The sequence below is a fragment of the Citrobacter sp. C13 genome (genome assembly GCF_014596815.2).
Classification (GTDB): Bacteria; Pseudomonadota; Gammaproteobacteria; order Enterobacterales; family Enterobacteriaceae; genus Citrobacter; species Citrobacter portucalensis.
Genome location: NZ_CP115024.1, coordinates 182,640 through 207,578 on the forward strand (window position 1 = coordinate 182,640; position 24,939 = coordinate 207,578).

Genomic DNA, 24,939 nt, shown 5'->3' on the forward strand with positions numbered 1-24,939 from the left:
CTAAAAAGACAATATTTAATACAGGGCCTGATGGGCCCGATATCCTTCACACAATGACAATAATATCGCCGAATTCGGCTCTTTTCTGGAGTCGCGTTGATGATTATAAGAAACAGTAGTGGTCGCCAAAGGTTAACTCTGGCGAGCGTCGTAGTTTGTGCGCTGTCCATCAATACAGCATATGGCTGGCAACAAGAATATATCGTTGATGCTATGTCAGGGCATACGGCTGAACGTTATACATGGGACAGCGATCACCAACCACGTTATAACGACATTCTGGAAGAACGTATTCGTTCCACTCAGAACGTGGCGGGTCCCGTGGTGAATCTTGCGGATGAGACGCCTATGGATGCGACCAGCGGCATGAGTATGGGCTGGAACTTCCCGCTGTCCAGGCAGGTAACGACCGGTCCGGTCGCCGCACTGCATTATGACGGTTCAACCACATCTACTTACAACGAATTTGGCGACAGCGCGACGTCGGTAACGCAGAACGATCCGCTGTGGCATGCCAGCGTGAGCTCGTTGGGCTGGCGAGTCAATTTGCAGTTCGGTGATGTGCGACCGTGGGCGCAAATCAGCTATAACCAGCAGTTTGGCGAGAATATCTGGAAGGCGCAGTCGGGTCTCAGCCGCATGTCAGCAGCGGGTCAGGACGGTAACTGGGTGGATGTCACCGTCGGTGCGGATATGCTGTTGAACCCGCACATGGCGGCTTACGCAGCGCTTTCGCAGGCTGAAAACAGCACCAACAACAGCGACTATATGTACACCATGGGAGTGAGCGCCAAATTTTAACGTAAGTAATCAGCACATAAACATCTTGATTACATGTTGAGATCAACAATCACACGCGCTCCAGCGATAGCGTGTACTAACTCATGCGATAAAATTCAGTAACCCGACTTTTTGTCTCGTCATTCATTCCACATTCCAGGCATTTCATTCCGTCCTGGCGGCATTTCATGCCGTTTTCTCCTGCTCATAAAAGCGCTTCGGTATGGTTGTTGGCAGAGAATTTCCCATTTTGTTTATGCAGGAAGACTGCCATGAAAACTTCTGATTATCAGCGTACCCGCTGGCTGACACTGATCGGCACCATCATTACTCAATTTGCTTTAGGTTCTGTTTATACCTGGAGCCTGTTTAACGGTGCGCTCTCTTCTAAGCTTGATGCGCCGGTGAGTCAGGTTGCCTTTTCCTTTGGCCTGCTGAGCCTCGGACTGGCAATTTCTTCTTCCGTCGCCGGGAAACTGCAGGAACGTTTTGGCGTGAAACGCGTCACCATGGCATCCGGTATTTTACTGGGGGTGGGCTTCTTCTTAACCGCCCACTCTGACAGCCTGATTATGCTGTGGCTGAGCGCAGGTGTATTGGTCGGTCTGGCGGATGGAGCAGGCTACCTGTTAACACTTTCCAACTGTGTAAAATGGTTCCCTGAGCGTAAAGGGCTGATTTCCGCCTTTGCCATCGGTTCTTACGGTCTTGGCAGCCTCGGTTTTAAATTCATCGACAGCCAACTGTTGAGCACTGTGGGTCTGGAAAAAACCTTCATGATTTGGGGCGCGATTGTGCTGGTGATGATCGTATTTGGCTCCACGCTGATGAAAGACGCGCCGAATCAGGAAGTGAAAACGAAAAATGGCGTGGTTGAGAATGACTACACCCTGGCGCAGTCCATGCGTAAACCGCAGTACTGGATGCTGGCAGTGATGTTCCTGACGGCGTGTATGAGTGGGCTGTATGTGATTGGCGTGGCGAAAGATATTGCACAAAGCCTGGCGCATATGGATGTGGCAACGGCGGCAAATGCGGTTACCGTCATTTCTATCGCTAACCTGTCCGGTCGTCTGGTTCTGGGGATTCTGTCCGACAAAATCTCTCGTATTCGCGTTATCACCATTGGGCAGGTCGTTTCGCTGGTCGGTATGGCGGCACTGCTGTTCGCCCCGCTGAATGATGTGACCTTCTTTGCGGCGATTGCCTGTGTAGCATTTAACTTTGGCGGTACCATCACCGTGTTCCCGTCACTGGTGAGCGAGTTCTTCGGTTTGAACAACCTGGCTAAAAACTACGGTGTCATTTACTTAGGTTTCGGTATCGGCAGCATTTGTGGTTCCATTATCGCCTCGCTGTTCGGCGGTTTCTATGTGACCTTCTGCGTTATCTTTGCGCTGTTAATCATCTCACTGGCACTCTCCACCACCATCCGCCAGCCACAGCGTAGCGTATATACCGAGGCGCACGCCTAAACCTATTAGTAGTCTGATTAATACCTAGCGCATATATTTACAAAAATATATGCGCCATTTGCATTCTCCATAAGCACTTTTTCACCCTCCTGTGGTCTACTTACCCGCGCCCGTAGACATTTCACCTCTGCTGTTGTCGCATTTTCCCCTGCCTGGTCTGTTTGACTACTGCACAGGGTGTTTTTATCCCGATTCCCAGGGTTTGTTTGCATGAGATACATTAAGTCGATGACGCAGCAGAAACTCAGTTTCCTGCTGGCAATCTATATCGGTTTGTTTATGAACTGTGCTGTATTTTTCCGGCGCTTTAGCGGATATGCACACGAGTTTACCGTCTGGAAAGGACTCTCTGCGGTTGTTGAATTAGCCGGCACTGTGCTGGTAACCTTCTTTTTACTACGGCTTCTCTCTTTATTTGGTCGGCGCGCCTGGCGTGTCCTGACAACCTTAGTGGTGCTGTGTTCTGCCGGTGCCAGCTATTACATGACCTTCCTGAATGTGGTAATTGGTTACGGTATTATTGCCTCCGTAATGACCACGGATATTGATTTATCGAAAGAAGTTGTTGGCTGGCATTTTGTCGTGTGGCTGGTTTCGGTCAGCATTTTACCGTTGGTTCTGATTTGGAGTAATCGCTGCCGCTATACCCTGATGAAACAGATCCGTACGCCTGGCATGAGATGGCGTAGCGTGGCGGTGGTATTGTTGGCTGGCCTGATGGTATGGGCGCCGATTCGCCTGCTGAGCATGCAACAGAGAAGCGTTGAGCGAGCAACGGGAATCGATTTACCCAGCTATGGCGGGGTAGTGGCGAATTCCTATCTGCCGTCAAACTGGCTCTCCGCGCTGGGTCTGTACGCCTGGGCACAGGTGGATGAATCCTCAGACAACAAATCGTTGATGAACCCGGCGAAGAAGTTTACCTATGTTGCCCCCAAAAACCTCGACGACACCTATGTGGTCTTTATTATCGGCGAAACGACCCGCTGGGATCATATGGGGATTTTTGGCTATGAGCGCAATACCACGCCAAGGCTCGCCCAGGAGAAAAATCTGGCCGCCTTCCGTGGATATTCCTGTGATACGGCAACCAAACTTTCGCTGCGTTGCATGTTCGTGCGTGAGGGTGGGGCAGAAGAAAACCCGCAGCGTACCCTGAAAGAGCAAAACGTCTTTTCCGTGCTCGGCCAGTTAGGGTTCAAGACAGATCTCTACGCGATGCAAAGCGAGATGTGGTTCTACAGTAACACCATGGCGGAGAACATCGCCTATCGTGAGCAGATTGGCGCAGAGCCGCGTAACCGCGGCAAGAACGTTGACGATATGCTGTTGATTACCGAGATGCAGCAGTCTCTGCAAAATAATGAAGATGGTGGCAAGCATCTGATTATTCTGCATACCAAGGGCTCGCATTTTAACTACACCCAGCGCTATACCCGTGAATATGCACAGTGGAAGCCGGAGTGTGTCAATGTTGATAGCGGCTGCTCGAAGGCCCAGATGATCAACTCATTCGATAACTCGGTAACCTATGTTGATCACTTTATTACCAAAGTGTTTGATCAATTGCGCGATAAGAAAGCGATTGTGTTCTACGCCGCCGATCACGGTGAGTCGATTAACGAACGTGAGCACCTGCACGGTACGCCGCGTAAAATGGCGCCGCCTGAGCAGTTCCGCGTTCCGATGATGGTGTGGATGTCTGACAAGTATCTGGAAGACCCAGACCATGCGAAGGCGTTTGCACACCTGAAGCAAGAAGCTGATATGAAAGTGCCGCGTCGTCATGTTGAACTGTACGACACCATTTTGGGTTGCCTCGGTTATACCTCGCCAAATGGTGGTATTAACGAGAATAACAACTGGTGCCGTATCCCGGACGCGAATAAGGCTACAGCCCAGTAACTGAGCTGCTGACTTTCTCACCGATCAAATGGCATTTTGATACTAAGGGATTGACGGGCGCGCAGCTGAGCAGTAAGATGCGCCCCGCATTCGGTGATTGGCGCAGCCTGGTAGCGCACTTCGTTCGGGACGAAGGGGTCGGAGGTTCGAATCCTCTATCACCGACCAAATTTAAAAAGCCCGCTCTCTGAGCGGGCTTTTTGCATTTGTGGCTTTTGTAGGCCTGATAAGCGAAGCGCCATCAGGCAAAACATCACGCTATAACAGACACTGCCGGATGCGGCGCAAGCGCCTTATCCGGCCTACAGGCGAAGCGCTGGCAGGGCGTATTTTTTGTTTTTCCGACCCCATGTTTGACCTTCATTTTATCTGCAAAAATTGTGCACCACTTCCCACTGACTGTTAACGATTCTGTGACATATTCCATTGCCTTTTTTTATATTTGCTTGAAACTTTTTTTGCGCTACTTATGGCTGAAGCTGGCATTTTACGCTGTGCGCTTTAACGTTCATGGTATTAATCGCTCAGATATGCAGCATTAATTTAGAAAGTTTGAATAAATTGCATAAATGTTAATCACCAAATGTTGCGAAATATGAAGATGTTTATTCTGGCATAGTACGCGTAGCACAAATTTCCCTGCTGAAAATGTCCTTCCGCACTTTTTTTAATCTTTGTTTGTGAATTCTCACCGTTGGCGTAAATCACGGTGACCTGTATTGACGTTTTCACATTCTGTTGACAGATTGTAGGGTATGAGGGGCATTTCATGGAGAATCCGCACTGCAACTCAGTCGCTTATGTGAACGGAATCCCCATCCTCTTAACGCCGACCCGGCCGGGTAAAAAACAAAAAAGGCCAGGCGGTGCAAACCCACTGCAAAGGGTAAAACAACAAACATCACATTTGGAGCAGAAGAATGAGTATTTCCTTGAAGAAGTCAGGGATGCTGAAGCTTGGTCTGAGCCTGGTGGCTATGACCGTCGCAGCAAGCGTACAGGCTAAAACTCTGGTTTATTGTTCAGAAGGATCTCCTGAAGGCTTTAACCCGCAGCTTTTCACCTCTGGCACCACCTATGATGCCAGCTCCGTACCGATCTATAACCGCCTGGTTGAGTTCAAAACCGGTACGACTGAAGTGATCCCGGGCCTTGCTGAGAAGTGGGAAATCAGCGAAGACGGCAAAACCTACACCTTCCACCTGCGTCAGGGCGTGAAGTGGCAGGACAACAAAGAATTTAAACCGACGCGCGATTTTAACGCCGATGACGTGGTGTTCTCTTTCGATCGTCAAAAAAATGCCCAGAACCCGTACCATAAAGTCTCTGGCGGCAGCTATGAATACTTCGAAGGGATGGGTCTGCCGGATCTGATCTCCGAAGTGAAAAAAGTGGACGATAAAACCGTTCAATTCGTGCTGACTCGCCCGGAAGCGCCGTTCCTGGCTGACCTGGCGATGGACTTCGCTTCTATTCTTTCCAAAGAATATGCTGACAACATGCTGAAAGCCGGTTCTCCGGAGAAAGTGGATCTGAACCCAATTGGTACCGGTCCGTTCCAGCTGCAGCAGTACCAGAAAGACTCCCGTATTCTGTATAAAGCATTCGAAGGTTACTGGGGCACCAAGCCGCAGATCGACCGTCTGGTCTTCTCCATTACGCCTGACGCTTCCGTGCGTTACGCCAAACTGCAGAAAAACGAGTGCCAGGTGATGCCGTACCCGAACCCGGCAGACATCGCGCGCATGAAGCAGGATAAAAACATCAACCTGATGGAACAGGCGGGTCTGAACGTTGGCTACCTCTCTTTCAACACCGAGAAGAAACCGTTTGATGACGTGAAAGTCCGTCAGGCGCTGACCTACGCGGTAAACAAAGAAGCGATCATCAAAGCGGTTTATCAGGGCGCTGGCGTTGCCGCGAAAAACCTGATCCCGCCGACCATGTGGGGCTATAACGATGACGTTAAAGACTACACCTACGATCCTGAGAAGGCCAAAGCGCTGCTGAAGGAAGCTGGTCAGGACAAAGGCTTTACCGTTGAGCTGTGGGCTATGCCGGTACAGCGTCCATATAACCCGAACGCACGTCGTATGGCAGAAATGGTTCAGGCTGACTGGGCGAAAATTGGCGTTCAGGCCAAGATTGTGACCTACGAGTGGGGCGAGTATCTGAAACGCGCCAAAGCGGGTGAACATCAGGCGGTGATGATGGGCTGGACCGGCGACAACGGGGATCCGGACAACTTCTTCGCCACCTTGTTCAGCTGTGCGGCAGCGAAAGACGGTTCCAACTACTCTCGCTGGTGCTACAAGCCGTTTGAAGACCTGATCCAGCCAGCGCGTGCGACCGACGATCACAACAAACGTATTGAACTGTACAAGCAAGCTCAGGTTGTTATGCACGACCAGGCTCCGGCTCTGATTGTTGCTCACTCCACCGTGTACGAACCAGTGCGTAAGGAAGTGAAAGGCTATGTGGTTGATCCATTAGGCAAACACCACTTCGAAAACGTCTCTGTCGAATAATTAAAAGCAATTAAGGAAGCGCTGCGCCCCGGTGATGTGTAGGCCGGATAAGCGCAGCGCCCTCCGGCGTAATGCTTTACCCGCGATGCAGTTTGCGTGGGATAAGATTTGTGAGCAATACAGACTCACGGTTCCAGGCCGTGCGTCATTAGAGAGAATCCGGGTTATGTTGCAGTTCATTCTCCGACGTTTGGGACTCGTCATCCCCACGTTTATCGGTATCACTCTTCTCACCTTTGCCTTCGTCCATATGATCCCCGGCGATCCGGTTATGATCATGGCGGGTGAGCGTGGGATCTCCCCTGAGCGTCATGCTCAACTGTTGGCTGAACTCGGTCTGGATAAGCCGATGTGGCAGCAGTACCTCCACTATATCTGGGGGGTTATGCATGGTGATTTAGGTATCTCACTGAAAAGCCGCTTACCGGTGTGGGAAGAGTTCGTACCTCGCTTCAAAGCAACGCTGGAACTCGGCGTCTGCGCGATGATTTTCGCCGTCGCAGTGGGTATCCCAGTGGGTGTACTTGCTGCCGTTAAGCGCGGCTCTATTTTCGATCATACCGCCGTTGGCCTGGCGCTGACCGGTTACTCCATGCCGATTTTCTGGTGGGGCATGATGCTGATCATGCTGGTTTCCGTGCAGTGGAACCTGACGCCAGTTTCTGGGCGGGTGAGCGACATGGTGTTCCTTGATGATTCCAATCCGCTAACCGGCTTTATGCTTATCGACACCGCCATCTGGGGTGAAGAGGGCAACTTTATTGATGCGTTGGCGCATATGATCCTGCCTGCGATGGTGCTGGGTACCATTCCTCTGGCGGTCATTGTGCGTATGACCCGTTCATCGATGCTGGAAGTGCTGGGTGAAGATTACATCCGTACCGCGCGCGCCAAAGGCCTGACCCGTATGCGCGTCATCATTATTCACGCTCTGCGTAACGCGATGCTGCCCGTGGTGACCGTTATCGGCCTGCAGGTTGGTACGTTGCTGGCCGGGGCGATCCTGACCGAGACCATCTTCTCGTGGCCGGGACTGGGGCGCTGGCTGATCGATGCGCTGCAACGCCGCGATTATCCGGTGGTGCAGGGCGGGGTGCTGCTGGTCGCGACGATGATTATCCTCGTCAACCTGCTGGTAGACCTGCTGTACGGCGTGGTGAACCCGCGTATTCGGCATAAGAAGTAAGGGGCCATCATGTCACAGGTTACTGAAAATAAAGTTATTGCTGCACCGGTGCCGATGACTCCGTTGCAGGAGTTCTGGCACTATTTTAAACGCAACAAAGGTGCGGTTGTTGGGCTGGTGTACGTTGTGGTGATGATCCTGATTGCGGTCTTTGCCAACGTCCTCGCACCCTACAACCCGGCAGACCAGTTCCGCGATACGCTGCTGGCTCCTCCCGCGTGGCAGGAAGGCGGTACCATGGCGCATCTGTTTGGTACTGATGATGTAGGCCGCGACGTGCTGTCCCGCCTGATGTACGGTGCGCGTCTGTCGCTGTTGGTCGGCTGTCTGGTGGTAGTTCTCTCCCTGCTGATGGGCGTGGTTCTTGGGCTGATCGCCGGTTACTTTGGCGGGATTGTCGATAACGTCATCATGCGTGTGGTCGATATCATGCTGGCATTGCCGAGCCTGTTGCTGGCGCTGGTGCTGGTGGCGGTATTTGGCCCCTCGATTGGCAACGCCGCGCTGGCGCTGACGTTCGTGGCATTGCCGCACTATGTCCGTTTGACGCGCGCCGCTGTGCTGGTGGAAGTTAACCGCGACTACGTCACTGCATCTCGCGTGGCGGGAGCCGGCGCGATGCGCCAGATGTTCGTCAACATTCTTCCTAACTGTCTTGCGCCGCTGATTGTTCAGGCGTCGCTTGGCTTCTCTAACGCCATTCTCGATATGGCTGCCCTCGGCTTCCTGGGGATGGGCGCACAGCCGCCTACGCCGGAATGGGGCACCATGCTCTCTGACGTTCTGCAGTTTGCCCAAAGCGCCTGGTGGGTCGTGACCTTCCCGGGGCTGGCGATCCTGTTGACGGTGCTGGCATTTAACCTGATGGGTGACGGTCTGCGTGACGCGCTCGATCCCAAACTGAAGCAGTAAGAGGTTCGAGATGGCGTTATTAAATGTAGATAAATTATCGGTGCATTTCGGCGACGTAGGTTCCGAATTCCGCGCCGTAGACCGCATTAGCTACAGTGTGAATCAGGGTGAAGTGGTTGGCATTGTAGGAGAGTCCGGCTCTGGTAAGTCCGTCAGTTCGCTGGCGATTATGGGACTGATTGACTACCCAGGCCGCGTTATGGCCGAAAATCTGGAGTTTAATGGTCGCGACCTGAAGCGCATTTCTGAGAAAGAGCGTCGCCAGTTAGTGGGCGCGGAAGTGGCGATGATCTTCCAGGACCCGATGACCAGCCTTAATCCCTGCTATACCGTCGGCTACCAGATTATGGAAGCCATCAAGGTGCACCAGGGCGGCAACAAAAAAACGCGTATTCAGCGGGCAATTGACCTGCTGACGCTGGTGGGGATCCCCGATCCGGCCTCGCGTCTGGATGTATATCCGCACCAGTTGTCCGGTGGGATGAGTCAGCGCGTGATGATCGCGATGGCGATAGCCTGTCGTCCGAAACTGCTGATTGCCGACGAACCGACAACGGCGTTGGATGTGACTATTCAGGCGCAGATCATCGAGCTACTGCTGGAATTGCAGCAAAAAGAGAACATGGCGCTGGTCTTAATCACCCACGATCTGGCGCTGGTGGCTGAAGCGGCACACAAAATCATCGTGATGTACGCCGGTCAGGTGGTAGAAACCGGAGCCGCGCAGGATATTTTCCGCGCGCCGCGTCATCCTTACACCCAGGCGCTACTGCGCGCGCTGCCGGAGTTTGCTCAGGACAAAGCGCGTCTGGCCTCACTGCCGGGCGTGGTTCCCGGTAAATATGACCGCCCGAGCGGTTGTTTGCTGAACCCGCGCTGTCCCTATGCGACCGACAAATGCCGCGCTGAAGAACCTGAGCTGAACCTGCTGGAAGGCGGTCGTCAGTCGAAATGCCACTACCCACTTGATGATGCCGGGAGGCCTGGGCTATGAGTACGCAAAAGGCCGCTTTGCCACAGCCGCTGTTGCAGGCTATTGATCTGAAAAAACACTACCCGGTGAAAAAGGGCATGTTCGCCCCGGAGCGCCTGGTGAAAGCGCTGGACGGTGTCTCCTTTACCTTAGAGCGTGGTAAAACGCTGGCGGTGGTAGGCGAGTCGGGCTGTGGGAAATCCACCCTTGGCCGCCTGCTGACGATGATTGAAGTCCCGACCGGCGGTGAGCTGTATTACCAGGGACAGGATCTGCTTAAGCACGACCCGCAGGCGCAAAAGCTGCGTCGGCAGAAAATCCAGATTGTATTCCAGAACCCGTACGGTTCCCTGAACCCGCGTAAAAAAGTGGGACAGATTCTGGAAGAGCCGCTGCTGATCAACTCCACGCTCAGCAAAGAGGAGCGTCGTGAAAAAGCATTGGCGATGATGGCGAAAGTGGGGCTGAAAACCGAGCACTACGACCGCTATCCGCATATGTTCTCCGGCGGTCAGCGTCAGCGTATTGCCATCGCTCGCGGTCTGATGCTTGACCCGGACGTGGTGATTGCCGATGAACCGGTCTCAGCGCTGGACGTTTCGGTGCGTGCGCAGGTGCTGAATCTGATGATGGATTTGCAGCAGGAACTGGGGCTGTCATACGTCTTTATCTCGCACGACCTGTCGGTTGTCGAGCACATTGCCGATGAAGTGATGGTGATGTATTTAGGCCGCTGTGTGGAGAAAGGGACGAAGGACCAAATCTTCAATAATCCGCGTCATCCGTACACGCAAGCGCTGCTCTCCGCAACACCGCGCCTGAACCCGGACGATCGCCGTGAGCGTATCAAGCTGACCGGTGAACTGCCAAGCCCGCTGAATCCGCCGCCGGGCTGTGCGTTCAACGCCCGCTGCCGTCGTCGCCTTGGTCCGTGTACCCAGCTTCAACCGCAGTTGAAAGATTACGGCGGTCAACTGGTGGCGTGTTTTGCCGTTGACCAGGATGAAAACCCACAGCAATAAACCTGGGTTATGACCCGATAACCGGAGCCTTGTGCTCCGGTTTTTTTATATTTTCTCTTTACGTCCACAATGTGAGTCCTTTGGCAGAACATTATTCCACAGCGTCTAGAATGTAGTCAGATTTCCTCTAGTCACAGAAATATCTATTTCGCAGTTGCTAACTACCAGGAGCAAATGTGGTCACGATACGCTGGGATATTAAAACAATTGATCGTCTGTCGATGGTTGAGGATGTCCTGAAGGAATTTTCCTGCTGTGATATCAATATCATCTCCATGAAAGTGACGCCTGGGCGGATCCTGATTAAATCCTGGTGCCGCCAGCTACAGGATATTTCCTGTGTGCAATCCTGTTTAAGCCAGCGCGCCGATATTATTCATGTCGCTTATCTCTGTGAGGAGATAAGCGAGCTGTCAACGCCGGAGCCGGAACGCCCGCGCTATTTCTCTGACATTATTTGCAGCAGCCAGAGCATGCACGCGCTTATCGAAAAGGCGATAAAAATTGCCGACAGCAAATATACCGTTCTGATCCGTGGCGATACGGGGACTGGTAAAGAGCTGCTGGCCCGGGCTATCCATAATTCCGGGCAGCGACGTTTTTATCCGTTTATTCCGGTCAACTGCTCTGCGCTACCTGAGTCGCTAATGGAGAGTGAATTCTTTGGCTATGAGAAAGGGGCTTTCAGCGGCGCGGATTGTAAAGGCAAAAAAGGGCTGTTTGAAATGGCCGATAAAGGCACCCTTTTTCTCGATGAGTTTGGCGAAATGTCGCTGAGCTTACAGGCTAAACTCCTGCGCGTGCTTCAGGATGGCGGGATTCGGCGCGTTGGCGGGGCACATATTATTCCGGTCAATGTGCGCATTATTGTGGCAACCAATGCCAATCTGGAAGAGATGGTGGAACAACGTCTGCTGCGCGCCGATCTCTATTACCGCATCAACGTGCTTTCACTGACCATCCCACCTTTGCGCGAGCGCCCACAGGATATCAGCCTGCTGATTCGCCACTTTGTGCAGAAATACGCGAAGGAATTCCAGCGGCGGATCATTCTGGATAAAGCCTGTTTTGATGCCCTGCACCATCACATCTGGCCGGGAAACGTGCGCGAACTGGAAAATACCATTATTCGCCTGATGCTGATGGCTGAATCCGATGTTATTACGCGGGAAGAATTAGGAATGGTGAATTTGCCTGCCGTTGAGCGGGGCGCGACAGAACGTCCTTTTAAAGAGCAGGTTCTGTGTGCTGAACGCCAGCTCATTGAACAGATGGTGGAAGATAATGTGTCGTCACGGCATATTGCCAAAGCGCTGGGCGTGTCGCACACCACGGTGCTGAATAAAATTCGCGGCTATCAGCTGGAGAGTGTGGGTTAAGCGCCGCCAGCGTCTGACGGCGCGATATACGTGGGTTATTCAATCAGCTTCAATAAGGGCGACAGGCACAGCAGAATTCCGTACAGCAGGATCAACCAGGTTTTCAGCCCGCGTAGTTTTTCCAGTTGCGTTACTTTATAGATCAGGAAGAACGGAATAATACACGACACAATCCCGTAAAGCGGACTACCTAGCTGGAAGAACACCAGTACCGATACGCGAAATGACACCCAAATGACCAGGGTGATAACAATAAAGGTGCAAATACCCAGCGTGAGTACTAACGGATTAATTTTCTCAACGTCAATGACGCGGCTCAGAACGTTGAGAATAATACCTTTGATCGCCTCGTGGAATCCCAGATAAATACCAAAGAACGCGGTTAATACGGCGAAGATATTTAATACTGTTGAGGTGATATGAATAATCTGCCCAGGAATGACCTGAGCCGCCAGTGCCAGTGCGGAAATATTTTGTTCGAAAGCCGAAACGGCCTCTTCATGGCTAATAGAAAAGGTAAAAGAGAAGGAGAAAAACAGAATGACAGCAATCAGAGTAATGTAACTGATGCGATGCGTACGGATTGCCATACGCGTAGCCAGCACCCGGTCCGTCACCCGTTTGCGGTAGGCGATGTTCATTGGGTTCAACACCTGAATAAACACCGCTGAGAAGAAGCAGAACGGGATGGTTAGCAGTACATCACGAAAGAAGACAGATGCTTCAGGGAAGGCGCTGATATTAGCGAAGTTCCAGTGCGGAACCATCGCAAAACCAAATACGATGATGATACCTACTTTGACCACCACCATCGGGCCGGAGATTTTGAACAGCAGCTTTTCTCCCCCGGAAGCAATGGCGACCAGCACGGCAAAAATGGCCACTTTATAGATTATCGACTGCGAAAGATCGGCCTCGGTCAAGCCGAAGGTTTTGATATATGAGGCGCTGTCAAAAACCACGGATAAGGAATAAATAAATATGCCGTGAATAATCATCAGAAAATAGATGACGCCAAGAAATACGCCCCAGTTTTTTCCAAGGTAATGACTTATAATATCCGTGTAGTCATTGCAGGTTTCGCTTTCTGATAATGTTTTTAAATAAATATCCTGCACAATATAAGTTGCCGGATAAGCAATAATAAAGGCAACGATAAATACCCAAATGCCTGTTAAGCCAATTTGTACCGGCATCAGTACCGTTCCGGCACCAATGGCCATGCCGATGCACAGTAATACCCAGCCAAAATCGTATTTCGTAAACGGTATTTTTTTTGAGAATGGTACGGCGGTTGCTGTATTGTTGCTTAATTGTAATGTGTTGTCCTGCATAGAACCCCCTGCCCAAAATACACGTTCTCCCCGAAAGAGGATTACGCGTATTGCCAGACTGTTGTGCCTTGATTCTCAACAACCTGAACCGAACGGCGTCGGTTCAGGCCATATTGGTCAGAATGTTGCCTTTCTGATGGCGTGTTCAAGGTCGTTAATAATATCTTCTGGATCTTCAAGACCCACAGAAAGACGGATAAGCCCGTCGGTAATACCTGCTTTAAGCCGTTCCTCAGGTGCAACGGGCGAATGTGTCATAGACGCTGGGTGCTGAATGAGGGTTTCGGTATCACCGAGACTGACCGCGAGGAGGCACAATTCTACAGAATTGATCATCCGCCTACCAGCCTCGAGGCCGCCGGCGATTTCGAAGCTGATAATTCCACCTGGCAGGCTCATTTGCCGCTGGCCCAGCTCATACTGCGGATGCGAAGTCAGGCCAGGATAATACACCCGAGTAATGGATGGATGCCCTTCGAGGAAGCGGGCGATTTTCAGCGCATTTTCACAGTGACGTTCCATACGAATGCCCAGCGTTTTAATGCCGCGCAGTGTTAACCACGCATTGAAAGGACTCATGCAGCCGCCGGTGATATCTTTCAGGCCTACAAACCGCGCCTGGTCGATAAACTCCTGCTTACCAACAATGATACCCCCAATCACATCCCCGTGACCGTTGATATATTTGGTGACGCTGTGAACCACAATATCCGCGCCCAGTTGCAAAGGCTGCTGACAGTACGGCGACATAAAGGTGTTATCCACCACCAGCAATGCGCCCTGTTGATGGGCGATACCAGCCACCGTTTCAATGTCGACCAGCGACAGCGTTGGGTTGGCGGGCGTTTCGATATACACAACTTTGGTTTCTGGTCGCATGGCGGCGCGGATTTCTTCAGGCTTTGCCGCGTCGACAAAGCTGACGTTAATCCCAAACTTCGGCATGCTGTGCGACAAAAACGCGTGGGTGCAGCCGTAAATCGCGCTGGCGGAAACGATATGGTCACCCTGCTGGCAAAGCGTCAACAGCGTTGTGGTGATAGCAGAAATACCGGACGCGGTTGCCAACCCGGCTTCACCTCTTTCCAGTACAGCCAGCTTTTTCTCCAGCGCATCGGTGGTGGGGTTACCCAAGCGGGTGTAAATGTACCCGGACTCTTCGAGCGCAAAGCGGGCGGCACCTTGTTCGGCGCTGTCAAAAACAAACGTTGAGGTCTGGAAAATAGGCGTACTAAGCGCGCCAGTTGAAGGGTCGGGTTGTTGCCCCGCGTGAACGATCTGGGTGTTGAATCCGTAAGTACGACAGTCAGACATGATATCTCCTTTAATTCGGAACAGAACAGCTCACAGTCAAATAGCAATCGCTGTGCCAGAAAATGAACTGATAGATATCAATGCGTTATGTTTTTGTCTGAACTAATGGTCGGCAGGAATGTTGCCAACTGGAAAGAATCTTTCCAGCGTGCTGGTGAGAAAATGGGTGAATTGCGAGGCGCTACGCAGAGCGCAATATTGCGCAGTGATATGGCAAGTGGGCTGCCGTAGAATCAGCGGCAAGCCGGGAATTCCCGGTGAGGCGCAATGTTGCGGGGGCTTGATCCCCGGCGGCATCGGTTGCTGGAAAGAGAAAACCCCCGCACGTTGTTCGGTATAAACCTGGCAACAAAACGGGGGCTGACTTGAACCTGAACAACTCAAGGATAGCCGTGAACAGTTGCCATTGCAACACAGGCGGCTATATGACGCTCGCACAGTTAGGCGTGGCCTTCTGGCACGATTTAGCGGCTCCAGTCATCGCTGGCACCATTGCCAGCCTGATTGTGAGCTGGCTGCGTAACAGGAAGTAATGCGCTTTGTAGGCGTCTGCCTGCCGTGATGGCAACATGCGCCCGAACCAGGCCGCAGGGGGCGACCTTGCGGCCTTTTTCGGCTTAAATGCAGATAAATCTCGTCGCCAGGTGCCTATCCTGTCGCGATAATGCACGCTGGGAAGTTTTCAGATACCGCCTCTCTTAATACCGCTACGATCGGGTATACTCTGACGGCAGTTTCGTCTATCCGTGGAGAGTCAGTTTGCGTGTCAGTCGCTCGTTAACAATTAAGCAGATGGCAATGGTTGCGGCCGTTGTTATGGTGTTCGTTTTTATTTTTTGCACCGTTTTGTTGTTCCATCTGGTCCAGCAAAACCGCTATAACACGGCTACGCAACTGGAAAGTATCGCTCGCTCCGTCCGTGAGCCTCTGTCGGACACTATCCTGAAAGGGGATATTCCCGAAGCGGAAGCCATTTTAAAAAGTATTCGGCCAGCGGGCGTGGTAAGTCGCGCCGATGTGGTGCTGCCCAATCAGTTTCAGGCGTTGCGGATGAGCTTTATCCCTGAACGCCCCGTTCCTGTTACGGTGACTCGCCTGTTTGAGCTTCCGGTACAAATTTCGCTGCCGATCTATTCCCTTGAGCGTTCAGCTAACCCGCAACCGCTGGCGTATCTGGTACTGCAGGCGGATTCGTACCGCATGTACAAATTCGTGATGAGTACGCTCTCGACGTTAGTGACCATTTACTTACTTTTGTCGTTAATATTGACCGTCGCCATCTCCTGGTGCATTAACCGCTTGATTGTGCACCCCTTACGTAAAATTGCCCGTGAGCTGAGCGACATTCAACAGCAGGATCTGATTGGCTATCAACTGGCATTGCCGCGTCTACATCAGGATGATGAGATTGGTATGCTGGTGCGTAGCTACAATCTTAATCAGCAGTTGATTCAGCGACATAGCGAAGAGCAAAGCGACTTTGCAATGCGTTTCCCGGTTTCCGAACTGCCCAATAAGTCGTTTTTAATGGGGCTGCTGGAGCAGGTTGTTACCCGCCAGCAGACGACGGCGCTGATGATTGTCACCTGCGAAACCCTACGTGACACCGCGGGGGTGTTAACCGAAACTCAGCGGGAAATCCTGCTGCTTACGCTGGTCGAAAAACTCAAGTCGGTATTAGCCCCCAGGATGGTGCTTTCCCAGGTGAGTGGCTATGACTTTGCCATCATCGCCCATGGTGTAAAAGAACCCTGGCACGCTATTACGCTAGGTCAGCAAGTACTCACTATCGTTAATGAGCGATTACCTATTCAGGGTATTCAACTGCGTCCTACCTGCAACATTGGGGTGGCAATGTTCTATGGTGATTTGACCGCAGAACAGCTATACCGCCGCGCCCTCTCTGCCGTGTTAACCTCGCGCCATAAGGGTAAAAATCAGATTCAGTTCTTCGACCCGTTGCAGATGGAAGAGGCACAGCAGCGTTTGACGGAAGAGAACGATATTCTTACCGCGCTGGATAACCATCAGTTTGCGCTCTGGATGCAGCCGCAGGTGGAGATGTCCAGCGGTAAGGTATTGAGCGCTGAAGCATTATTGCGAATGCAGCAGCCGGACGGAAGCTGGGAGCTGCCCGAAGGGTTAATTGACAGGATTGAGTCCTGTGGTTTGATGGTGACGGTTGGTTACTGGGTGCTGGAAGAGACATGCCGCCAGCTGTCAGTGTGGCAGGAGCGTGGCGTGATGCTGCCGCTATCGGTGAATTTGTCCGCACTACAGCTGATGCACCCGAGTATGGTCTCGGACCTGCTGGAGTTGTTAAACCGCTATCGTATCAAGCCTGGCACGTTGATCCTGGAAGTGACTGAAAGTCGACATATTGATGATCCCCACGCCGCGGTGGCCATTTTGCGCCCATTGCGTAATGCGGGAGTACGTATCGCACTGGATGACTTTGGCATGGGGTATGCGGGCCTGCGACAGTTGCAGCACATGAAGTCGCTACCGGTGGATGTCCTCAAAATCGATAAGATGTTTGTCGACGGGGTACCTGAAGATTGCAGCATGATCTCCGCCATCATTCAGTTGGCCCACAGCCTCAATTTACAAATGATTGCCGAAGGTGTCGAAACCGAAGCGCAGCGTGAATGGTTATCACAAGCCGGGGTGGAGGTGGCACAAGGGTTCCTGTTCGCTCGACCTGTTCCAGTAAATATCTTCGAAGAATGTTATCTGGCGCCGGAAAGCGCTGATTACAAAAGTTAAAAAAGGGCTCGCTTGTGCGAGTCAGCTCAAAATTTTTAACATTTCTGTATCAATTATGATCCAGGTACATTTCTGTCAAGTTGTGTGGGTGTTACCTTAAGGCCGCAGGTTAAACAAAACCTTACAAGGCCTGTGGTTTTTACTTTAAGGACACCCTATGAAAACCTCTATATTCAAAAGCCTTTACTTTCAGGTCCTGACAGCGATTGCCATAGGTATTCTCCTTGGCCATTTCTACCCTGAATTAGGCGCCCAAATGAAGCCGCTTGGTGATGCTTTCGTTAAGCTCATCAAAATGGTCATCGCACCTGTCATCTTCTGTACTGTCGTTACCGGCATTGCAGGCATGGAAAGTATGAAAGCCGTAGGCCGCACTGGCGCGGTTGCACTGCTCTATTTTGAAATTGTTAGTACCATTGCGCTGATCATCGGCCTCATCATCGTCAACGTGGTGCAACCGGGTGCCGGGATGAACGTCGATCCGGCGACACTGGATGCCAAAGCGGTTGCGATGTACGCCGAACAGGCAAAAGACCAGGGGATCGTAGGTTTCCTGATGGATATTATCCCGGCGAGCGTCATCGGCGCGTTTGCCAGCGGTAACATCCTGCAGGTATTGCTGTTTGCGGTAATGTTTGGTTTTGCGCTGCATCGTCTGGGCAGCAAGGGCCAGATGATTTTCAACGTGATTGAAAGTTTCTCGCAGGTTATTTTCGGCATCATTAATATGATCATGCGCCTGGCGCCGATCGGTGCTTTCGGTGCTATGGCCTTTACCATCGGTAAATATGGCGTCGGAACGCTGGTGCAACTGGGTCAGCTAATCATCTGCTTCTACATCACCTGTATTCTGTTTGTGGTGCTGGTGCTGGGTTCAATTGCCCGCGCAACTGGCTTCAGTATCTTTAAATTCATCCGCTATATCCGTGAAGAACTGTTGATCGTTCTGGGGACTTCTTCTTCCGAGTCCGCGCTGCCGCGTATGCTCGATAAGATGGAAAAACTGGGCTGTCGGAAGTCGGTTGTCGGATTGGTTATACCCACGGGCTACTCGTTTAACCTTGATGGGACATCAATCTATCTGACAATGGCGGCGGTGTTTATCGCTCAGGCAACCAACAGCCACATGGATATCTTCCATCAGATAACCCTGCTGGTGGTGCTTCTGCTCTCCTCAAAAGGTGCAGCGGGTGTGACCGGGAGTGGCTTTATTGTTCTGGCCGCGACTATCTCTGCGGTGGGGCATTTGCCGGTTGCTGGTCTGGCGCTGATTCTTGGTATTGACCGCTTCATGTCTGAAGCCCGTGCGCTGACCAACCTGATTGGTAACGGTGTTGCAACAGTCGTTGTGGCTAAATGGGTGAAAGAATTAGATACCAAAAAGCTGGATGACACGTTGAATAATCGTGCGCCGGATGGCAAAACGCACGATTTATCCTCTTAATCTCGTCACTTATGCCCGTAGTCCCTTCCAGGACTGCGGGCGTTTGCGCATAATTACCCCCTGTGCCTGAAACCGTCGATTCGGCGGCTCGGGATTTTTTCACTTCTTCCGTGACATTTTTATGTTCTCGCGGTCTAACACGAAGTGTTTTTAACGTCATATTCAGAGAGTCCTTTCGAGGGCTGTCTTTTTATTTCCAGGATAGTTGATCAGGGGTTCACATGCAGGGCACAAAAATTCGACTTTTAGCGGGCGGCTTGCTGATGATGGCCACTGCCGGCTATGTGCAGGCAGATGCGCTCCAGCCTGATCCAGCATGGCAACAGGGCACGCTGGCAAATGGTTTACAGTGGCAAGTGTTAGCCACTCCCCAGCGCCCGAGCGACCGTATTGAGGTTCGCCTGCTGGTTAATACCGGTTCACTCACCGAAAGTGCGCAACAGAGTGGTTTCAGCCATGCGATCCCGCGTATCGCGCTGACGCAAAGCGGTGGCCTCGATGCCTCGCAAGCCCGTTCACTGTGGCAGCAGGGGTTCGATCCCAAACGTCCCATGCCGCCGGTTATCGTTTCCTATGATTCCACGTTGTATAACCTCAGTCTGCCTAACAGCCGTAACGATCTACTGAAAGAGTCACTTTCTTATCTGGCGAATATCTCCGGTAAACTGAGCATTACCTCTGAAACGGTCAATCATGCGCTGAATAGCGAAGATATGGTTGCAACCTGGCCGTCAGATACCAAAGAAGGGTGGTGGCGTTACCGTCTGAAGGGATCGACCCTGTTGGGGCACGATCCCGCCGATCCGCTGAAAACGCCGGTAGACGCGTCGAAAATTCAGTCTTTCTACCAGAAATGGTATACCCCGGACGCGATGACGCTGATCATCGTCGGTAACGTTGATGCACGCAGCGTAGCTGAGCAAATCAATAAAACCTTTGGCGAGTTAAAAGGAAAACGCGAAACGCCTGCACCGGTTCCCACGCTCTCTCCGCTGCGAGCTGAAGCCGTGAGTATTATGACCGATGCGGTACGCCAGGATCGCCTGTCTATTATGTGGGATACGCCGTGGCAGCCGATCCGTGAATCTGCCGCGCTGTTACGTTACTGGCGCGCTGATTTAGCGCGTGAGGCGCTGTTCTGGCACATTCAGCAAGAGCTAACCAAAAACAATGCCAAAGACATTGGCCTCGGATTTGACTGCCGGGTGCTGTTCCTGCGCGCGCAGTGCGCGATTAACGTTGAGTCGCCGAACGATAAGCTGAACGCCAATCTGGGTACGGTTGCGCGTGAGCTGGCGAAAGTGCGTGATAAGGGACTGCCGGAAGAAGAGTTCAATGCGCTGGTAGCGCAAAAGAATCTGGAACTGCAGAAGCTGTTTGCCACCTATGGTCGTACCGATACCGATATTTTGATCAGCCAGCGTTTGCGCTCGCTGCAAAATCAGGTGGTGGATATTGCGCCTGAACAGTACCAGCGTTTACGCCAGAGCTTCCTCAACAGCCTGAGCGTTGAGATGCTGAATCAGGACCTGCGTCAGCAGCTATCGCAAGATATGGCGTTAATTCTGCTGCAGCCGAAGGGCGAACCTGAATTCAATATGAAGGATCTGCAGGCGACGTGGGATAGCATTATGGCGCCCGTTACTGCAGCGGCAACGTCTGTTGAAACGGATGAATCACACCCTGAAGTGACGGATATCCCGCCTGTACAGTAAAGGGTATCGTAACCTGTAGGCCGGGCAAGCGAAGCGCTCCCGGCTTACCCAGTGCCGGATGCGGCTTTAACGCCTTATCCGGCCTACAGGAACAATAAATTATTGCGGCATGGCGTCGCGGGGGATAATCGCCCCACGATGCTGAATGACGGTGCTTGCCGTCAGGTGGCCTCGTTTTGCGGCTTCGGCGGCATCGCCACCGGTCAGACGGACCGCCAGATACCCGGCGCTGAAGGAGTCTCCGGCCGCAGTGGTATCGATCACTTTCTCTTTCGGCAATTTAACGGCCGGAACGTCGATCAGTTCTTCGCCTGCAATGGAAACCAGGCAAGAGTCTGCGCCACGCTTCACAACCACTTCCTGTACGCCAGCCGCGTGAGTACGGGCAATTACCTCGGCAACGGGTTTTTCACCCCACAGTGCGTCTTCATCGTCCAGCGTCAGGAATGCGATATTGGTGCATTCCAGCATTTGCTGATACACCTGCTGGGTCTCTTCTTTACTGCTCCACAGGCGTGGACGGTAGTTATTGTCAAAAATGACTTTTCCACCGTTGGCACGGCATTCACGCAGCAATGACAGCAGCTTGTCACGACTTGCCGGGCTTAAAATCGCCAGGCTGATTCCGCTCAGATACAGATAGTCAAATGTCGCCAGCTCTTCGCAAATCGCGGCAGACTGCTCGCTCTCCAGCCAGAATTTTGCGGCGGCTTCATTACGCCAGTAATAGAAGGTGCGCTCGCCAGTGCTGTCGGTCTCAATGTAGTAGAGACCTGGCAGGCGGTTTTCCATGCGCTGGGTTAATGAAGTGTCTACGTTTTCACCCTGCCAGGACTCCAGCATTTGTTGGCTAAAACTGTCGGTACCCAATGCAGTCACATAGTGTACGGAAAGTGCCGCCGCATCGACCTGACGGGCGATATAAACGGATGTATTCAACGTGTCGCCACCGAATCCGCGCTGAACGTCAGCGCCTTTCTGTGACAGCTCAATCATGCATTCGCCAATCACGGCAATCTTTCTGGACATAGTCGTAACCTGCTCTGAAAAAAATTAGCGTTAGTGTGCGCTGTGGGTGTTAAGTGGTCAACTATATTAAAACATCGTTCCATTATTTTTTTGAGCCAGCACGTGTTCTGCGTTGTTTTTGCCGCTTAGTTTTTATTTTTGCGCACAGCTGAACGTAAAGTTCTGCGTCTGAGCGCCGATAACCTTTGACGAGTCCGGTCAGTCACACTCTTATTTACAGGACATCTCAGATGATAAAGCAGGTTACCCAGCAGCTCATTACGCCCGATGCGAGTATTGAAAGCTTGCAGGAGAGACGCTATTGGCTGCAGTGCGAGCGTGCTTACACCTACCAGCCAATTTACCAGACCAACGGACGGCTGATGGCCGTTGAACTGCTGACTGTCGTGAGCCATCCTGATAATCCATCCCAACGTATTGCGCCAGACCGCTATTTTGCCGAAGTAACCGTCCGACATCGTGTTGATGTGGTGAAAGAGCAACTTCTTCAACTTGAGCTGAAAGGGGGCTTTTTCAGAGCCAACAACCTGCTGGCTTCTGTGAACGTCGACGGACCAACGCTCATTGCGATGCGCCAGGATCCCGAAATCCTGAAAATCATTGAAGGCCTGCCGTGGCTGCGTTTTGAGCTAGTGGAACATATCCGCTTACCGAAGGGGTCATCCTTCGCCTCAATGTGCGAGTTCGGCCCGCTCTGGCTGGATGATTTTGGTACCGGAATGGCGAACTTCTCGGCGCTTAGTGAAGTGAGTTATGACTATATCAAAGTGGCGCGAGACCTGTTCGTCATGCTGCGCAAGACGCCGGAGGGCCGTAATCTCTTCACGCTACTATTACAGCTGATGAACCGCTATTGCCGCGGCGTAATTGTCGAAGGCGTTGAAACGCTGGAAGAGTGGCGCGATGTGCAAAACTCACCGGCTTTCGCGGCGCAAGGCTATTTTCTCTCTCGTCCAGTGCCCCTGGATACTCTCGAAGACGTAATTCTGTCGCTTTGATGAGGGCATAGCGCACCTCCTTTTCATCCTGCTGGACTATCTTTAGGACAGGCAAGGAAGGAAGTAAGGAGGTTAGACATGACGAAAACAGGTAAAATAACCACTTCAGTAATAGGGGTTTTCTTGTTGTTGATCGTCGTACTCATCATTGTGATTGCGACATTTGACTGGAATCGGCTCAAACCGACCATCAACCAGAAAGTCTCTACAGAACTCAATCGGCCCTTTGCTATACGGGGTGACCTGGGCGTGGTTTGGGAACGCCAGAATCAGGAAACCGGCTGGCGTAGCTGGGTTCCGTGGCCGCATGTTCATGCTGAAGATATTATTCTCGGCAACCCGCCAGATATTCCTGACGTCACCATGGTGCATCTCCCGCGCGTTGAAGCTACGTTCGCCCCGCTGGCACTGCTGACAAAAACCGTCTGGCTCCCGTGGGTCAAGCTGGTCAAACCCGATGCGCGGCTGATCCGCCTGTCGGAGAAAAACAATAACTGGACCTTTAACTTAGCTGGAGACGAAAACCGCGATCCTGATGCGCCGCCATCCGCGTGGTCTTTCCGGCTGGATAACATTCTGTTCGACCAGGGACGCATCGCCATTAACGATAAGGTGACGAAGTCGGAGATTGAGATCCTGGTCGATCCGCTGGGTAAACCGTTACCCTTTAGCGAAGTGACCGGCGCAAAAGGTAAAGAGAGCAACGCCCACGTCGAGGACTACGTGTTTGGGCTGAAAGCGCAAGGGCGATATAACGGTGAACCGCTAAGCGGTAGCGGAAAAATAGGCGGAATGCTGGCGCTGCGTGGCGAAGATACGCCTTTCCCGATTCAGGCTGATTTCCGTTCGGGCAATACGCGCGTAGCGTTTATCGGCACGATAAACGATCCGATGAACATGGGCGGGGCGGATCTGCGGCTTAAATTCTCGGGAGATTCGCTAGGGGATTTGTACGATTTGACCGGCGTACTGCTCCCGGATACGCCGCCGTTTGAAACCGACGGGCGTCTGGTGGCAAAAATCGACCCGGAAAAATCCTCTGTTTTTGATTACCGCGATTTTAATGGCCGCATTGGCGATAGCGATATTCACGGAACGCTGGCCTATACCACCGGTAAACCGCGACCCATGCTGAAGGGGGATGTGGAATCACGCCAGCTGAGGTTGGCCGATTTGGGGCCGCTGATCGGGGTGGATTCAGGTAAAGGGGCGGAACGGGCAAAACAATCTGAACAGCGCAAAGGTGAGAAGAGCGTTCAGCCTGTGGACAAGGTCTTGCCGTATGACCGTTTTGAAACCGATAAATGGAACGTGATGGACGCTGACGTGCGTTTCAAAGGACGGCGTATTGAGCATGGCAGTAGCCTGCCGATCAGCGATCTCTCCACTCATATCATCCTGAAAAATGCCGACCTGCGCCTGCAACCGCTGAAATTTGGTCTTGCGGGAGGCAGCATTGTCTCCAGCATCCATCTGGAAGGAGATAAAAAGCCGATGCGGGGGCAGGCGGATATTCAGGCGCGGCGGCTGAAGCTAAAAGCGCTGATGCCCGATGTGGAACTGATGCAGAAAACGCTCGGTGAAATGAACGGGGACGCCCGGTTTAGCGGAAGTGGAAACTCGGTAGCGGCGCTGCTGGGTAACAGCAATGGCAACCTGAAACTGCTGATGAATGACGGCTTGATCAGCCGGAATCTGATGGAAATTGTGGGCTTGAATCTGGGGAACTATCTTGTCGGGCAGATATTTGGTGATGACGAAGTGCGGGTGAACTGCGCGGCGGCGAATCTGGATATTGTTAACGGCGTGGCGCGTCCGCAGATTTTTGCTTTCGACACGGAAAACGCAGTCATTAATGTCACTGGTACGGCGAGCTTTGCGTCGGAGCAACTGGATTTAACCATCGATCCGGAGAGCAAAGGGATTCGTATTATTACTCTGCGTTCGCCGCTGTATGTTCGCGGCACCTTTAAGAATCCGCAGGCTGGCGTGAAGGCCGGACCGCTGATTGCGCGCGGTGCGGTTGCTGCCGCATTAGCCACGTTAGTCACTCCTGCGGCGGCCTTGTTGGCGCTGATTTCGCCGTCAGAGGGTGACGCGAATCAGTGCCGGACGATCCTGTCACAGATGAAGAAGTGATGTCTGGCCGGATGTTTATCCGGCCTGGATTTCATGCTCA

19 protein-coding genes and 1 tRNA gene are annotated in these 24,939 nt (G+C 52.3%); 17 read left to right on the plus strand and 3 right to left on the minus strand.

All coding sequences use genetic code 11. The annotated features are described in order from the left end of the window. The first annotated feature begins 99 nt into the window (after positions 1-99). The 11 genes from IB222_RS00880 to IB222_RS00930 all read left to right on the plus strand — a co-directional run bounded on the left by IB222_RS00880 (position 100) and on the right by IB222_RS00930 (position 12,160). Entirely contained in the window at positions 100-801 is a 702-nt protein-coding gene (locus IB222_RS00880; RefSeq protein ID WP_148361342.1) for an autotransporter outer membrane beta-barrel domain-containing protein, read from the plus strand. 251 nt (positions 802-1,052) lie between these two features. Then, positions 1,053-2,255, plus strand: coding sequence for an MFS transporter (locus IB222_RS00885; RefSeq protein WP_063941883.1), 1,203 nt, complete (start codon positions 1,053-1,055; stop codon positions 2,253-2,255). A gap of 210 nt (positions 2,256-2,465) precedes the next feature. Continuing rightward, complete coding sequence (gene eptB, locus IB222_RS00890; protein WP_003827412.1) at positions 2,466-4,160, plus strand: kdo(2)-lipid A phosphoethanolamine 7''-transferase; 1,695 nt, start codon at positions 2,466-2,468, stop codon at positions 4,158-4,160. A gap of 91 nt (positions 4,161-4,251) precedes the next feature. Beyond that, positions 4,252-4,328: transfer RNA gene (locus tag IB222_RS00895), tRNA-Pro, on the plus strand. 601 nt (positions 4,329-4,929) lie between these two features. Further along, positions 4,930-5,166: a hypothetical protein gene (locus tag IB222_RS00900; protein WP_162604169.1), complete on the plus strand. Its 237-nt coding sequence runs from the start codon at positions 4,930-4,932 to the stop codon at positions 5,164-5,166. Continuing rightward, entirely contained in the window at positions 5,081-6,688 is a 1,608-nt protein-coding gene (dppA, locus tag IB222_RS00905; protein ID WP_003827414.1) for a dipeptide ABC transporter periplasmic-binding protein DppA, read from the plus strand. Before IB222_RS00900 ends, dppA begins: the two co-directional genes overlap by 86 nt. 166 nt (positions 6,689-6,854) lie before the next feature. Then, positions 6,855-7,874: a dipeptide ABC transporter permease DppB gene (gene dppB / locus IB222_RS00910; RefSeq protein ID WP_003827415.1), complete on the plus strand. Its 1,020-nt coding sequence runs from the start codon at positions 6,855-6,857 to the stop codon at positions 7,872-7,874. A gap of 9 nt (positions 7,875-7,883) precedes the next feature. Continuing rightward, entirely contained in the window at positions 7,884-8,786 is a 903-nt protein-coding gene (gene dppC / locus IB222_RS00915; RefSeq protein ID WP_003024315.1) for a dipeptide ABC transporter permease DppC, read from the plus strand. Between the two features lie 10 nt (positions 8,787-8,796). Then, entirely contained in the window at positions 8,797-9,780 is a 984-nt protein-coding gene (dppD, locus tag IB222_RS00920; RefSeq protein WP_003024317.1) for a dipeptide ABC transporter ATP-binding protein, read from the plus strand. Next, positions 9,777-10,781: a dipeptide ABC transporter ATP-binding subunit DppF gene (gene dppF, locus IB222_RS00925; RefSeq protein WP_149384386.1), complete on the plus strand. Its 1,005-nt coding sequence runs from the start codon at positions 9,777-9,779 to the stop codon at positions 10,779-10,781. The genes dppD and dppF overlap by 4 nt, the downstream gene beginning before the upstream one ends. Positions 10,782-10,957: 176 nt before the next feature. Further along, a complete protein-coding gene (locus tag IB222_RS00930; RefSeq protein WP_149384387.1) occupies positions 10,958-12,160 on the plus strand; it encodes a sigma 54-interacting transcriptional regulator in 1,203 nt (400 codons plus the stop codon). Between the two features lie 35 nt (positions 12,161-12,195). On the opposite strand, the gene IB222_RS00935 is transcribed toward IB222_RS00930, so the two are convergent. Then, the gene (locus IB222_RS00935) at positions 12,196-13,494 is read right to left on the minus strand and encodes an aromatic amino acid transport family protein (protein WP_003827423.1); all 1,299 of its coding nucleotides are present in this window, start codon (positions 13,492-13,494) and stop codon (positions 12,196-12,198) included. A gap of 117 nt (positions 13,495-13,611) precedes the next feature. Beyond that, positions 13,612-14,808 (minus strand): methionine gamma-lyase, encoded by a 1,197-nt coding sequence (megL, locus tag IB222_RS00940; protein ID WP_149384388.1) that lies wholly within the window; start codon positions 14,806-14,808, stop codon positions 13,612-13,614. A 425-nt stretch (positions 14,809-15,233) separates the two neighbouring features. Here megL and IB222_RS00945 point away from each other — a divergent pair, with 425 nt between their 5' ends. From IB222_RS00945 to IB222_RS00960, 4 genes are all read left to right on the plus strand, one after another. Continuing rightward, on the plus strand, positions 15,234-15,341 hold the full coding sequence (locus IB222_RS00945) for a type I toxin-antitoxin system toxin Ldr family protein (RefSeq protein WP_149384389.1): 108 nt from the start codon (positions 15,234-15,236) through the stop codon (positions 15,339-15,341). 226 nt (positions 15,342-15,567) lie between these two features. Further along, positions 15,568-17,574: a biofilm formation regulator HmsP gene (gene hmsP, locus IB222_RS00950; protein ID WP_149384390.1), complete on the plus strand. Its 2,007-nt coding sequence runs from the start codon at positions 15,568-15,570 to the stop codon at positions 17,572-17,574. A gap of 157 nt (positions 17,575-17,731) precedes the next feature. Continuing rightward, positions 17,732-19,018, plus strand: coding sequence for a C4-dicarboxylate transporter DctC (gene dctA / locus IB222_RS00955; RefSeq protein WP_003827429.1), 1,287 nt, complete (start codon positions 17,732-17,734; stop codon positions 19,016-19,018). 221 nt (positions 19,019-19,239) lie between these two features. Further along, positions 19,240-20,733 (plus strand): pitrilysin family protein, encoded by a 1,494-nt coding sequence (locus tag IB222_RS00960; protein WP_003827432.1) that lies wholly within the window; start codon positions 19,240-19,242, stop codon positions 20,731-20,733. Between the two features lie 99 nt (positions 20,734-20,832). On the opposite strand, the gene IB222_RS00965 is transcribed toward IB222_RS00960, so the two are convergent. Continuing rightward, the gene (locus IB222_RS00965; RefSeq protein ID WP_008786409.1) at positions 20,833-21,762 is read right to left on the minus strand and encodes a sugar kinase; all 930 of its coding nucleotides are present in this window, start codon (positions 21,760-21,762) and stop codon (positions 20,833-20,835) included. Positions 21,763-21,992: 230 nt separating this feature from the next. Here IB222_RS00965 and pdeH point away from each other — a divergent pair, with 230 nt between their 5' ends. Next, positions 21,993-22,760: a cyclic-guanylate-specific phosphodiesterase gene (gene pdeH / locus IB222_RS00970; RefSeq protein ID WP_149384391.1), complete on the plus strand. Its 768-nt coding sequence runs from the start codon at positions 21,993-21,995 to the stop codon at positions 22,758-22,760. Between the two features lie 78 nt (positions 22,761-22,838). Further along, positions 22,839-24,899 carry an AsmA family protein gene (locus tag IB222_RS00975; RefSeq protein ID WP_149384392.1) on the plus strand — a complete coding sequence of 687 codons (2,061 nt, stop codon included), beginning with the start codon at positions 22,839-22,841 and terminating at the stop codon, positions 24,897-24,899. Positions 24,900-24,939 lie beyond the last annotated feature (40 nt).